This window comes from Alteromonas sp. MMG017, from assembly GCF_018100795.1.
Lineage (GTDB): Bacteria > Pseudomonadota > Gammaproteobacteria > Enterobacterales > Alteromonadaceae > Alteromonas.
Genome location: NZ_JAGJDY010000011.1, coordinates 43,920 through 56,974, shown reverse-complemented (window position 1 = coordinate 56,974; position 13,055 = coordinate 43,920). Strand labels below are relative to the sequence as shown.

The following is a 13,055-nucleotide window of genomic DNA, read 5'->3' as shown; positions in this document are numbered from 1 at the left end:
CCTTAAAAATTACTCATCGATTGCTTGTCTTTCGATTTAGCAGCGGCGTCTTCTTTAGAAATTGCACCTAATGCCAACAAGCGCTGTAAACACTGATCCATAGTTTGCATACCCGTAGCTTGCCCCGTTTGAATAACGGAATACATTTGAGGCACTTTATCTTCACGGATAAGATTTCGAATTGCTGGAATACCTACCATGATTTCATGCGCTGCTATTCGCCCTCCCCCCACTTTTTTCAGCAGAGTTTGAGAAATTACCGCTCTTAGCGATTCAGATAACATCGAGCGCACCATCGCTTTTTCTTCGGCGGGGAACACATCAATAATTCGATCTATAGTTTTAGGTGCTGAATTAGTATGTAAGGTACCAAATACTAGATGCCCCGTTTCCGCAGCTGAAATGGCTAAGCGAATAGTTTCTAAATCACGTAATTCACCCACTAATATCACGTCCGGATCTTCACGTAATGCAGAGCGAAGTGCGTTACTAAAAGAGTGGGTGTCTCTATGCACTTCCCGTTGGTTTACTAAACTCAATTTATTTTCGTGCACAAACTCGATAGGATCTTCAATAGTGAGAATGTGCTCGCGCTTGTGCGAATTGATATGATCAACCATCGCGGCAAGAGTTGTACTCTTACCCGACCCCGTGGCGCCAGTGACTAGAACAATTCCGGTAGGTTGGTTGATTATTTCTTTGAATATTTCAGGCGCACCTAAATCATCAAGCGTAAGAACCGTGTTGGGGATAGTACGGAGCACAGCTGCTGCACCGCGATTTTGCACAAAAGCATTTACACGAAACCGCGACAAGCCACTAATTTCGAATGAGAAATCGGTTTCCAAGTTCTCTTCGTATTCTTTACGTTGCATGTCATTCATTATTTCATAAATAAGTGCATGCACTTGTTTATGATCTAATGCGGGTACATTAAGCTTACGCATTTCTCCGTCTACGCGGATAAGAGGTGGCAGACCTGCTGATAAGTGCAAATCTGACGCTTTATTTTTAACGCTGAAAGCCAAAAGTTCGGTAATATCCACAACAACTCCTCAAAAAGGTGAATAATGCAAACAATAGCAGAAAGACTCAATAGTGCACGACAGGATGTGAGCCTAGCTACTGCCAACGCTAATCGTCCACCAAATTCAGTTAAATTGCTAGCCGTGAGCAAAACTAAACCGGTATCGGATATTATGGCAGCGTATGAAGAGGGACAACGTACATTCGGCGAAAACTATATACAAGAAGGTGTAGATAAAATACAGCAACTGTCTGCACTTAGTGATATTGAGTGGCATATGATAGGCCCCATTCAATCGAACAAGACAAAAGTAGTCGCCGAGCATTTTGATTGGGTTCAATCCGTTGATAGGGAAAAAATAGCCCGTCGTTTGAATGACCAACGCCCGGCAGAGATGGCGCCTCTGAATGTGTGTATTCAAGTGAATATCGATGATGAAGCGAGCAAATCTGGTGTAAAACCTGAAGAGGTCGACGAACTAATACGCTTTATAAGCCAGCAAGACAAGCTTTGCTTACGTGGGCTAATGGCAATTCCAAAAGCGAACCCAGACAGCCATGAACAAGCGCAAAGCCTCGGAGCTTTAAAGGAATTGTTTGACCGATACCATACAAACTTGACCAATTTTGATACCCTGTCCGTAGGAATGAGCAGTGATATGCAAAGCGCCATCGCTCATGGGTCTACCATGGTAAGAATTGGCACTGCTATCTTTGCCTCACGAAACTAGTTCGTACTATTTTTACTGAACGCTGTTCGTTTTTTCAACTTACAATAGGATTCATATGCAACAAAAGAAATTGGCATTTATTGGCGCGGGCAACATGAGCCGCAGCATCATTAGTGGTTTAATTCAGTCTGGCTACGATAAGACACGCATCTTAGCGAGCAACCCGTCTACTCCGAAACTCGATAAGTTAAAAGAAGAATTCGGTATTCAAATTACCCAATCTAATGATGAAGCCTGCCAGTTTGCAGATGCTATTGTGCTAGCCGTGAAACCCCAAATGATGGGTGATATGTGCGCAGACCTTCAGCAAAAAAACGATTTATCTGGCAAGCTATTTCTTAGTATTGCAGCTGGGTTGCCCGTTTCTCGTTTACAAGAAATGCTAGGTGGTGAACATCCGGTTGTTCGTATTATGCCGAATACACCAAGCCTACTTGGTAAGGGAATGTCGGGCATGTACGCAGATAATACCGTGTCAGAAGACGACAGAACTTACGTTGATGATGTGATGAATAGCGTAGGTGAAACGGTATGGGTTGAAGAGGAAGATGGAATTAACGGCGTTATCGCCGCGGCTGGCAGCAGCCCAGCTTATTTCTTCTTGTTTTTACAAGCCATGCAAGAGGAAGCCATAAACATGGGCTTTGATAAAGCCCAATCCCGTTTGATGGTACAACAAGCTATGTTAGGCGCTGCTGAAATGGTTTGTCACAATCCTGACCTTGAATTAAGTGAGCTTCGTGCCCAAGTTACTTCTAAGGGCGGCACCACAGCGGCGGCAGTCAATACCTTAATTGATCAAGGCTTGAGTGATATCGTAAGTAACGCGATGCGCGCTGCGGTAGCTCGCGCTGAAGAAATGGCAAAACAGCTTTAACGTTTTTAGGAACATCAAAACATGAATGCAACGGTTTTTCTGGTAGATACACTATTTGGTTTGTATTTAATGGTGGTTATCTTACGCCTATGGTTGCAACTGGCTAGGGCTGATTTTTATAACCCTATGAGCCAGTTTATTGTAAAGGCCACGCACCCTATCGTGGGGCCGTTGCGCAGAATAATCCCTTCGATTGGCCGCTTTGACACGGCTACCTTCGTGCTAGCGATAGTTGTTGCGGCGTTGAAAATAATCACGCTTTCACTGATGGTTGGTGGGAGTTTGAATCCGGTAGGTATTGTAATTGTTGCACTGATTGAAGTGGTAAAAGAAACCCTTTCTATCATGTTCTGGGTGTTAATTTTACGCGCGATTCTAAGTTGGGTATCCCAAGGCCAAACGCCTATCGACTACCTGCTTTATCAACTCACTGAGCCATTCTTAGCCCCCATTAGAAAAGTTATACCGCCATTAGGTGGTCTAGACTTATCGGTTCTGATTGCCATTATTGGGCTACAGTTTTTACAATTGTTGCTTCAAGACACCTTTAGGTTGTTTTAAGCTGAAAATGTTGGGTGAAAACATGAAAAAAATCAGTACGTTATTTTTTGGTCTATTGGGTAGTTTATTACTTATTATAAGTAGTGCAGCGCACGCCGAGCAAAAACAGCAATTAGGCGAGTGGGATGTGCATTACATGGTAGTGAGTACTCCTTTTCTTACCCCAGAAGTTGCGGCCTCTTATGGCATAGTTCGTAGTAAGTTTAACGCCCTGGTCAATATTTCAGTGCTAGACGCCGTAACAGGAACCGCTCAACGCGTATCTGTTTCAGGTACTGCTAAGAACTTGATAGGCACCACTAAGACACTCGCCTTTAAGAAGGTAGAAGAAGGCGATGCTATTTATTACCTAGCTGTGCTGCCTTTTAGAGACAGAGAAAATTATCGGTTTAGTATTGATGTTCAACGCGGAAATACCATGCAAACCTTGAATTTTAAACAAGAAATGTTTGTTGATGGTTAAGGTTTAGCGTAAGTTTAAAAGCGTGAAACATGTGATGTGATTGTGTAAAAACACCAAAGGGCGAGTGAAAACTCGCCCTTTTTTATGCGCGCTAAAAGCTTGGACACCCACCCGAACTATCCTCTTGTTCAGTATATTTAACCTGAAAGATAGCTCAGTATCTTAATCACTATTTTGAGATTGAGCTCACTTATGCCAAGCCCTAGAAAGTCACTAATCTGTTTACAGAACACACCTTACTATCACTGCGTATCTCGGTGTGTGAGGCGAGCATTTTTATGTGGTGCAGACCGTTATTCGGGGAAAAGTTACGAGCATCGACGCCAGTGGGTTGAAGATAGGCTCATAGCGTTAACGAGCGTATTTTCAATTGATGTATGTGCCTATGCAGTAATGAGTAACCATACCCACTTAGTATTACATGTAGATAGAAACGAAGCGTTGTCGTGGACCACCGAGGAAGTATTAAGGCGTTGGCATTCACTGCATAAGGGCACTGTATTAACCCAGCAATATATGCAGCCCGCACAGCGAGCCTCACTTACAGAAGCTCAGATAACAACCATCATATCGACAGCAAATATATATCGACAACGGTTGTACGATATCAGTTGGTTTATGAGGTTACTTAATGAGTTTATTGCTCGTGAAGCTAACAAGGAGGATGAGTGCACTGGGCGTTTTTGGGAAGGAAGATTTAAATCGCAGGCTCTACTTGATGAAGCCGCATTGGCGGCGTGTATGGCCTACGTAGATTTAAATCCACTACGCGTGGGAATTTCAAAGACGCCAGAAACATCTGAATTCACCAGCATTAAGCATCGAATAGAGGCAGCGCAATTTGGGGTGCAACCAACGTTCCTCAAACCTTTAGTGGGAAACTCTTCGACAGCTTTAAGCGGGTTGCCGTTTAATTTAGCTGATTACTTAACTTTGGTCGATGAAACTGCTAGGCAAATTAGCACTGGCAAACCCGGTTACATGCTCCCCAATGCCTCGCCAATTATACAACGTACCGGTTTATCGCAAATAAACTGGAATCGTATGGTCATTGGAATTGAAGATATCTTTTCGAACTCTATTGGCCTTTCAATTGCCCAGCGAAAGCTAGCCCTCTCTAGAACGGGTTAATATCACCTAAATAGATCAAATTCATTAAAATAGCGTGCAGCCAGGTGCACTGAAATCAGATCAACCACAAGTTTTTCTTAATCTTTGCCACACCTAAAACTTTTAGTTTTAGGTGTGTATTCGCTGCATCCTTTTGCCTCACCAGTATTCGGCATCGATCCTGAAAACCTCAATTTATCTATGTCGTAGTGCTTAAATTTGTGCTTAAAACTATGGGTGTCTTAACAATATCTTCGATTTTTTATAGCTCAATCCTTTACCCTCAAAGCATACTGGTAAATAATCTTAAGATACTGGTCGGGCAAGTTTGTGGCTGTCCGAATAAAAATTATAACGAGAATAACCATGACCAACGCATACCCTCACTTACTTGAGCCCTTAGATCTTGGCTTCACCACGTTAAAAAATCGTACGTTAATGGGCTCTATGCATTTAGGCCTAGAAGAAGAAAAAGGCGGTTTCGACAAGCTTGCAGCCTTTTACGCAGAACGAGCTAAAGGCGGCGTCGCACTTATCGTAACAGGTGGGATTAGCCCCAACATTTCAGGCTGGGTAGCTCCTTTTGCTGGCAGAATGACAGCCAAACGTCATGCTAAGAAACACAAAGTAATTACTGAAGCCGTGCATGCTGAGGGTGGTAAAATTTGTATGCAAATTTTGCACTCTGGTCGTTACGGTTATCATCCGCTTGCAGTATCTGCTTCCCCTATGAAATCTCCAATTACGCCGTTTAAACCTCGCGCCTTATCCTCAAAAGCTGTGACATCCACAATTAAAGATTACATAAGCTGTGCGGCCCTTGCGAAAGAAGCAGGTTACGATGGCGTAGAAGTAATGGGTTCCGAAGGCTATTTAATTAACCAATTTCTAGTGAAGCGAACTAATCATCGAGATGATAAATGGGGTGGGTGTCTAGAAAACAGGGTGAAAATAGCAGTTGATATTGTCAAAGGTATCCGTGAAAAGGTGGGCACTGATTTCATCATTATTTATCGTCTATCAATGCTGGATTTGGTTGAAGGTGGCGCAAAATGGGATGATGTTGTTTATCTTGCAAAAGAGATAGAAAAAGCCGGTGCAACGCTTATCAATACAGGTATTGGTTGGCATGAAGCACGTGTGCCAACTATCTCTACTTCGGTGCCGCGCGCTGCATTCACATGGATAACCCAGCGGATGAAAAAAGAAGTATCACTACCGCTCGTTACCACTAACCGAATTAATACACCTGAAGTGGCGGAAAGTGTTTTAGCCGACGGCCATGCCGATATGGTATCTATGGCACGGCCTTTTTTAGCCGATTCTCAGTTTGTAGCTAAAGCGATGCGCAATGAGTCCCAGTTAATTAATACTTGTATTGCGTGCAACCAAGCATGTTTAGATCATGCGTTTGAACAAAAGCGTGCTAGTTGTTTAGTCAACCCTCAGGCCTGCTATGAAACAGAACTTACCTTTACTCCGGTAACGCATAGTAAACAGATTGCAGTGGTGGGGGCAGGCCCTGCAGGGCTTGCATTCGCTATGTATGCTGCTGATAGAGGCCATAAAGTCACCCTATTCGACAAAGCAAGAGAGCTTGGTGGGCAATTCAACTATGCGAAACAAGTACCTGGAAAAGAAGAGTTTTACGAGACTATTCGCTACTTCAGCAATCAACTCGAGCGCACCGGCGTTACAGTAGCACTTAATACCGATGTTACCTGTGAACTTCTCACTGAAAGTGGTTTTGACGAGGTTGTATTGGCTACGGGTATTAATCCTCGAAAGCTAACTATCGATGGTGCAGAGCATCCAAAAGTCATGAGTTATATCGATGTGCTGCGCGACCACAAACCTGTGGGGCAAAAAGTAGCTATCGTTGGTGCGGGCGGCATCGGGTTCGATGTAGCCGAGTATTTGGTTGAAGACAAAGAACTGTCGCTCAACACTGATAAGTGGCTGTCTCATTGGGGGATTGATAAAAACTATACCAATGAAGGCGCACTCACTGAGAAAAAATATACTCCATCAAGTCGAGAGGTATTTTTACTGCAACGCAAGACGTCTAAAGTTGGCAAGGGCTTAGGTAAAACGACAGGCTGGATCCATCGCCAATCATTGAAGCTTCATAATGTGCAAATGGTAAATGGTGTAAGTTACGAAAAGGTTGATGATGAAGGTTTGCATGTACTAATAAATGACAAACCTAAATGCTTAGCCGTAGACAACGTTATCGTGTGTGCGGGACAGGAACCGTTCAAGCCTTTGCAGGCTCCATTAGAAGCTGCCGGTGTGAGTGTCCACATTATAGGTGGGGCAGATGTTGCCGCTGAACTAGACGCGAAGCGAGCTATTCGCCAAGGTGCTGAGCTAGCTGCTAAAATTTAAAGATTGGTACTTAAGGGTGGGTGTCCCAGTTTAGTTTTATAAAAAAGAAGGGAAACTAATTAGCTTCCCTTCTTAATATTTCTCATATTTCTTAAATGTTTACTAAAATTGGTCGAACATAATAGTGTTCCCATCAGGATCTTTCACTACGCAATGCCCTGGCCCTTCTTCGCCTTTAACTGGCACATCTATTTCAATGCCTTTATCCATTAAGCGCTGCTCGAGTTCGCGCACGTCAGCGGGGTTGAAGGTTAAAATATTGCCTTCAAACATGCCCTCGAACAAACCAATCATGGTTTGCCCACTTTTCATGATCACCCATTTTTCTTCCACCGAACCGCATGACGGCATAGCCTCAAAACCAAGTGTTTCATAAAACGTCTTCGAGATGGCAATGTCACTGACCGCTAAACTTAACGAAAAAAGCCCAGGTTGCACTGTGTTCTCCTAAGAACCTAACAGAATGAATTACATACTGTAGATAAGTGCACGAGCAAGATCACTGTATTTGGTCGCAAAACGTTCAATTTTTACGCTTACTTAGTGCTGCCACTCTTTCGTCAGCACAACTGCTTCGCCGCCCTCTACCTTCACTTCTTTGCGAGACTCCTTCCCTTGGCTGTTTACAGCGTAAAACTCGTAAACAGTTATGCCAGTACCATGCTGAATACTTTCAATAATGCGTTTGGCTTCGAAATCAGGTGAAGATTGCTTTAATGCCCCACTAACATTCTCAGGCAACTGCGACCACACAATGTCTCTTTGTACTTCAACTACTTTCCATTCGTCAGCCACTTGTAGCATATCAAACTCAATTTCTCTGCCGTCGGCTAATACACCTTCAACATCAAGATAAGTCTTGCCATGTTTTAGCTCTTTTTCCACTTCATTTACTGTAAAAGATGGCTCAATAGCTTTGATAGCGGTTAATGCATTGGCTGGAACCTCACTAACACTCATACTTACTTTTTCGTTTAGCGTGGCACCAATTTTAGCTTGTTCACCATGATTAGCTTTTGGCGCAACGCTCTCCCCTACTTCTAATCGTGTGAACGTCACACTGGCGTAATCGCCATTTGCTTTATCTTCTTCCCAGTTGCCTGTACCTAAACACGCCGGATACCAGAAACCTGGATCGTCTTTAGTGCTACATTGGTTATAGGCACCCGCTTTAAAGTAATTCCAATCTAGAGTGTAACCGTATGGATGGTCGTGTTCATCGAGGTTACCGTAAGCATCTACAGCATTGGCGAGGTTGATTTTGTATTCAACGGTTTCGTGACCTTCAGCTTCGAAGGTTAAATACATCACATCACCGTGTACATTCACTACGTAGCTCAGTGCTTCGCCCAAAGCTAGTCCAGCTTCCCCTGGATCTTCAGGGTTTGTCCATAAGTTGCCCCACACTGGGTAAGCTATATCTCTTCGATTAGCATCATCTTTTGGAAGGTTTCTTTCGTAAGTCCAAAATACCGAGCCTTTTTCATGGTTAGGCCATTTTTTGTAATAAATTTTAAGCGGCTCGTTCCCCCAACCAAAGCCTGACACCTTTTTCTCCCATTTGCTGGCATGTATCTGACCAATAACTACGGAATAAGCAGGCGCTTTTTCAGGATATTTCGCACGTAGAGCAACATGATTTACTTTTAACGTAGCTTCCATCTTGCCCCCTACTCGTCCGAAGCGTTTCGCTATAGGGTTACTCGCTACAGTAAAGTTGTTCTTAGGAGACTTAGTTTTAATTCGTGTGCTTTTTCCGCGTAACATATGGCGCAGTTCACTTCGCGTATTACTTGAATTCGCGGTTGTCAGCGCTTTGTTTGGAGACGTGAAAACCATACCGCCCTTTTCGTCTACGTAAAAAAAGTCAGGATGGGAAAAATCTTGGATGTCTTTAACTGAAACACTATCCGGCTTCCCATCATTATTTTCATCAGTCGGCAACGTAATGTTCCACTCACTCAAATCAAATTTATCAGCGGGAACGTCATCCGCAATAGCACCAACACTGAATACTGAAAGTAGGAGCAACATAGCCGCATTGCTACGACTTACTCGTTGAGGAAAAGCTCTCATAAAAAACCTCTGTAATAATATGTTAAGCGTACTTCTTATGCGGTACTTGCTTGATACGTACCTCCTCCGTAAAAACAACCCATGGCATTACCAATAAACCATCACGAGCGCTGTTAGGGGCAGATTCAACATACCAGAAAACATTACCAACCAAGAATTAATGTAATACCAATTTAACATTCAAACAATTTAATTACAAAATACTTTCATTTCATTCATTTGATTGTGGAGAACGATTGCTCAATATGTAGTGGTGAAATGTAAAGGAGAGTTCGATATTAAAAATATGTGTGGGTGTCCATTTTTGAGCCCATTGGTGAGATTCTTAATGTGAGCCCTGTATTTGTAGATGTTTGGGAGTCAGCCACTAGCCAAAAAGAATGGGTGTCCGATTTCAGGACTATGAACGAACCTAGCTTAGGTAGACTCGTAGATCTTCCAAATATGTGGGTGTCTATACATTGAATTGCGAATCTGACAGCACGTAGGATGTCGAAAAGGTGGGTGTCCATGAACGAAACAATTTTGCAATTAGTGTCTATTTACCCACTAATTACGGCTTATCTGCAACTTAGTTGTTGGCGACAACCTTTATACTGGCTTGAACAAGCATTTATATAAGCACTTATATAAACACTTAGATAGAAACTAGGAGGATGTGATGGACACTATTCAGTGGCAAGACTTTGATATGGTTGAATTAAGAACAGGAACTATTGTTGAAGTCAGTGATTTTCCTGAGGCTCGTAAGCCGGCTTACAAACTACTTATTGATTTTGGAGAGGATATTGGAACCCGTAAATCCAGTGCTCAAATAACTGAACACTATTTAGCTGAAGAATTGTTGGGAAAGCAAATTGTGGCTGTCGTCAACTTTCCGCCCAAGCAAATAGGCCCATTTATGTCAGAATGCTTGGTGACAGGTTTCTATCGTGAAGATGGTGTGGTGTTAGTCAGCCCCGACAAACCTGTGCCTAATGGCGCAAAACTGGGCTGACTATTTAACCGCAGGCTAATTCGCTCTGCATTGATTATCAAAATGAGCGAACAACATCAAACTCATAAGGCAGTATTAAGCATCAGTCTTAGACAAATGTGCCATCTCATTGCGCCATGCTTTTTCATAAGCAGGGCGAGATAGCACCCTTTCAGCGTACGATTTCACATTGTCGAACTTAAGGTCAAGATCGCTACCTTTAGCCCATGACAACACTTGGGCTGTCACAATGTCAGCCATTGTGAACAAGCTTCCGCACACATACTCTTTGTCGTTGAGAAGTAGCGAGAAAGCCGTTAGCGCTCGGTCGAATTCCCATGCCGCTGTATCTTGCATTTGAGCAATACGATGCTGCTCAGGTAAAGCAAACGTATGTTTAGCTTTACTCCAAAGAGGCTGCTCTAATTCAGTAACAGCAAATACCATCATTTGCTCATACAGCCCGCGAGCGAAAGTACCGGGTGCAGGTATAAATTCTTCCATTGCATGCCTTTCAGCTAAGAAAGTGACAATAGCAGCCGACTCAGAAAGCGCACCTTCCTCAGTGACTAATACAGGAATTTTAGTGGCCGGATTAAGTGTTTTAAAAGCTGAGTTTAAGTGTTCACCGGCTTTTAAATTCACCACCTTGTACTCGTAAGGTAAGCCAATTTCTTCTAAAGCCCATGCCACCCTCACCGACCGAGTTTTCGGGTATCCATAAAGTGTATACATTGCGTGCTCCGCGTTTAAAAGTACTTCAATTTAACAGCATAAAGCCATATTGAAGCCAAAACGCGGTGCAAACAACTTATGCGTCTTGGCGACGTAAAAAGACTAACTCAGTGGCTGTGCTTTGTGACTCGCTATAAACATAACCTTCACTATCGAAAGCCTGCAACCCTTCCACATCACTCACTTCGTTTTCAAGAATATATCTTGCCATTAATCCACGAGCTTTTTTGGCAAAAAAGCTGATGATCTTATATTGATCGTTTTTATAGTCTTTAAAGACAGGTGTAATCACCATACCTTCAAGTTCTTTTTTCTTAACGGCCTTGAAGTACTCATTAGAAGCAAGGTTCACTAAAACGTTATCACCCTGCGCTTGCATGGCGTCATTTAGAACCTGTGTAATGCGACTACCCCAAAACGCATAAAGATCTTTACCTTCAGGGTTAGCTAGCTTGGTACCCATTTCTAAACGGTATGCTTGCATTAAATCTAATGGGCGTAACAACCCATAAAGGCCTGACAAAATTCGCAAGTGGTCTTGCGCATAGCTCACTGCTTTATTACTTAATGTATTAGCGTCTAGCCCTGTGTATACATCGCCATTGAATGCGTACATGGCTTGTCGCGCATTATCAGCAGTGAAAGGGGTAGAAAACTCAGCAAATCGATTAGCATTAAGTGTGGCTAACTTGTCACTAATTTTCATCAACGAAGAAAGGTCGGCTGGCGAAAGGGTACGACACACTTCCATCAAACGCTCAGTGTCTTGAAGCATGGTAGGCTGCGTGAAATCATCCACTTTAATAGGGGTTTCAAAATCTAGGTTTTTCGCTGGGGATACTACAACTAACATCTTCGACTCCTTATCTTTTTCAGGCTTCATTATACCACTGTGAAAAAGTTGAGGTTGAATTTACCGTTAAAAACCCATAAATCAAGTTAACAGAGAAATCCGATTAGCCAGTATTTCCCGTGTCTGCGCTATAAATTGTCACACGGGTTTGGTATAACTATACCCAAATACGCAAACGTTTGAATCTATCAAACTGTTACGCCCTACATACGCAAAAGCGAACCGCTTTACACGACTTGCCTTTCAGGCAATTCGTCCGAGTTTTTTAATTTAAGATTAGAGAGAATTATGAGCAACCAGCTAGCTTCGTTACGTGAGATCACCACGGTCGTTGCCGACACCGGCGATATTGACGCAATTAAAAAATACCAGCCAGTAGACGCAACAACAAACCCTTCTTTGTTGTTAAAAGCCGCCAGCTTGCCTCAGTATGCCAGCCTAATCGACGACTCAGTAGCATGGGCCAAACTACAATCATCAGATAACGACCAACAACTTATCGATGCATCTGACAAACTTGCCGTTGCTATTGGTAAAGAGATTTCAGACTCTATTCCAGGTCGTATTTCTACCGAAGTAGATGCCCGTTTATCTTTCGACAAAAATGCCACAGTTGAAAAAGCGGAGCGTCTTGTTCAGCTTTATCAAGATGCCGGTATCGATAAGTCACGTATTCTTATTAAAATGGCATCGACTTGGGAAGGCATTCAAGCAGCTGAAATACTTGAGAAAAAAGGCATTCAGTGCAACCTAACTTTATTGTTTAGTTTCGCCCAAGCACGTGCTTGTGCCGAAGCTGGCGCATACCTAATTTCACCGTTTGTAGGCCGTATTCTAGATTGGTACAAAAAGTCGACCGGTAAAACTGAATATGCTGCTGATGAAGATCCAGGTGTAGTGTCGGTTACCAGTATTTATAACTACTACAAAGAACATGGTTACAACACGGTAGTGATGGGCGCAAGCTTCCGCAACATTGGCGAAATTCAATCGCTAGCGGGCTGCGATCGCCTAACGATCAGCCCAGCCTTATTAGAAGAACTTGCCAATGAACCGGGCGAGCTTACTGTGAAGCTTAAAGATAACGGCGCGACAAAAACTCCCGGCGATCGTTTGACCGAGTCTGAATTCCGCTGGGAAATGAACCAAGATGCTATGGCAACAGAGAAACTATCTGAAGGTATCCGCAACTTCGCAGCAGACCAAGACAAGCTTGAAGTAATGCTTCGTGAAAAATTAAGTGCATAAACCATAGGGAA

Annotated in this window: 12 protein-coding genes and 1 pseudogene; 8 read left to right on the top strand and 5 right to left on the bottom strand. The window is 43.1% G+C overall.

What is annotated here, in order from left to right:
- Positions 1-2: 2 nt before the first annotated feature.
- Positions 3-1,046 carry a type IV pilus twitching motility protein PilT gene (locus J8L84_RS16535; RefSeq protein WP_057789891.1) on the bottom strand — a complete coding sequence of 348 codons (1,044 nt, stop codon included), beginning with the start codon at positions 1,044-1,046 and terminating at the stop codon, positions 3-5.
- A 24-nt stretch (positions 1,047-1,070) separates the two neighbouring features.
- On the opposite strand from J8L84_RS16535, the gene J8L84_RS16530 reads away from it, so the two are divergent.
- The 6 genes from J8L84_RS16530 (at position 1,071) to J8L84_RS16505 (ending at position 7,156) form a co-directional block, all read left to right on the top strand.
- Entirely contained in the window at positions 1,071-1,757 is a 687-nt protein-coding gene (locus J8L84_RS16530) for a YggS family pyridoxal phosphate-dependent enzyme (RefSeq protein ID WP_211071656.1), read from the top strand.
- 55 nt (positions 1,758-1,812) lie between these two features.
- Complete coding sequence (gene proC, locus J8L84_RS16525; RefSeq protein ID WP_211071655.1) at positions 1,813-2,634, top strand: pyrroline-5-carboxylate reductase; 822 nt, start codon at positions 1,813-1,815, stop codon at positions 2,632-2,634.
- Between the two features lie 21 nt (positions 2,635-2,655).
- On the top strand, positions 2,656-3,195 hold the full coding sequence (locus J8L84_RS16520; RefSeq protein ID WP_211071654.1) for a YggT family protein: 540 nt from the start codon (positions 2,656-2,658) through the stop codon (positions 3,193-3,195).
- A gap of 22 nt (positions 3,196-3,217) precedes the next feature.
- Positions 3,218-3,658, top strand: coding sequence for a DUF4426 domain-containing protein (locus J8L84_RS16515; protein WP_211071653.1), 441 nt, complete (start codon positions 3,218-3,220; stop codon positions 3,656-3,658).
- 192 nt (positions 3,659-3,850) lie between these two features.
- A complete protein-coding gene (locus J8L84_RS16510; protein ID WP_211071652.1) occupies positions 3,851-4,789 on the top strand; it encodes a transposase in 939 nt (312 codons plus the stop codon).
- A gap of 345 nt (positions 4,790-5,134) precedes the next feature.
- Entirely contained in the window at positions 5,135-7,156 is a 2,022-nt protein-coding gene (locus J8L84_RS16505) for an NADPH-dependent 2,4-dienoyl-CoA reductase (RefSeq protein ID WP_211071651.1), read from the top strand.
- 102 nt (positions 7,157-7,258) lie between these two features.
- Here J8L84_RS16505 and J8L84_RS16500 read toward each other — a convergent pair whose 3' ends face one another.
- Together J8L84_RS16500 and J8L84_RS16495 are read right to left on the bottom strand one after the other, a co-directional pair.
- A complete protein-coding gene (locus J8L84_RS16500; protein WP_057789876.1) occupies positions 7,259-7,594 on the bottom strand; it encodes a VOC family protein in 336 nt (111 codons plus the stop codon).
- A gap of 597 nt (positions 7,595-8,191) precedes the next feature.
- Positions 8,192-9,190: pseudogene (locus J8L84_RS16495) on the bottom strand (polysaccharide lyase family 7 protein); the annotation flags it as partial.
- A 703-nt stretch (positions 9,191-9,893) separates the two neighbouring features.
- Between J8L84_RS16495 and J8L84_RS16490 the strand changes: the two are divergent.
- On the top strand, positions 9,894-10,229 hold the full coding sequence (locus tag J8L84_RS16490) for a tRNA-binding protein (protein ID WP_211071649.1): 336 nt from the start codon (positions 9,894-9,896) through the stop codon (positions 10,227-10,229).
- 75 nt (positions 10,230-10,304) lie between these two features.
- Here the strand turns inward: J8L84_RS16490 and J8L84_RS16485 are convergent, their stop codons facing one another.
- Both J8L84_RS16485 and yaaA read right to left on the bottom strand, forming a co-directional pair.
- Positions 10,305-10,943: a glutathione S-transferase family protein gene (locus J8L84_RS16485; protein WP_211071648.1), complete on the bottom strand. Its 639-nt coding sequence runs from the start codon at positions 10,941-10,943 to the stop codon at positions 10,305-10,307.
- A 76-nt stretch (positions 10,944-11,019) separates the two neighbouring features.
- Positions 11,020-11,796, bottom strand: a complete 777-nt coding sequence (gene yaaA / locus J8L84_RS16480; RefSeq protein ID WP_061997874.1) for a peroxide stress protein YaaA — start codon at positions 11,794-11,796, stop codon at positions 11,020-11,022.
- Positions 11,797-12,084: 288 nt separating this feature from the next.
- Between yaaA and tal the strand changes: the two genes are divergently transcribed.
- A complete protein-coding gene (tal, locus tag J8L84_RS16475; RefSeq protein ID WP_211071647.1) occupies positions 12,085-13,044 on the top strand; it encodes a transaldolase in 960 nt (319 codons plus the stop codon).
- The last annotated feature ends 11 nt before the right edge of the window (positions 13,045-13,055 follow it).

What these genes read in the sequence shown, in the direction of transcription:
- J8L84_RS16530 (WP_211071656.1), top strand. Translation starts at nt 1,071, where the DNA reads ATGCAAACAATAGCAGAAAGACTCAATAGTGCACGACAGGATGTGAGC.
- proC (WP_211071655.1), top strand. Translation starts at nt 1,813, where the DNA reads ATGCAACAAAAGAAATTGGCATTTATTGGCGCGGGCAACATGAGCCGC.
- J8L84_RS16520 (WP_211071654.1), top strand. Translation starts at nt 2,656, where the DNA reads ATGAATGCAACGGTTTTTCTGGTAGATACACTATTTGGTTTGTATTTA.
- J8L84_RS16515 (WP_211071653.1), top strand. Translation starts at nt 3,218, where the DNA reads ATGAAAAAAATCAGTACGTTATTTTTTGGTCTATTGGGTAGTTTATTA.
- J8L84_RS16510 (WP_211071652.1), top strand. Translation starts at nt 3,851, where the DNA reads ATGCCAAGCCCTAGAAAGTCACTAATCTGTTTACAGAACACACCTTAC.
- J8L84_RS16505 (WP_211071651.1), top strand. Translation starts at nt 5,135, where the DNA reads ATGACCAACGCATACCCTCACTTACTTGAGCCCTTAGATCTTGGCTTC.
- J8L84_RS16490 (WP_211071649.1), top strand. Translation starts at nt 9,894, where the DNA reads ATGGACACTATTCAGTGGCAAGACTTTGATATGGTTGAATTAAGAACA.
- J8L84_RS16485 (WP_211071648.1), bottom strand. Translation starts at nt 10,943, where the DNA reads ATGTATACACTTTATGGATACCCGAAAACTCGGTCGGTGAGGGTGGCA.
- yaaA (WP_061997874.1), bottom strand. Translation starts at nt 11,796, where the DNA reads ATGTTAGTTGTAGTATCCCCAGCGAAAAACCTAGATTTTGAAACCCCT.
- tal (WP_211071647.1), top strand. Translation starts at nt 12,085, where the DNA reads ATGAGCAACCAGCTAGCTTCGTTACGTGAGATCACCACGGTCGTTGCC.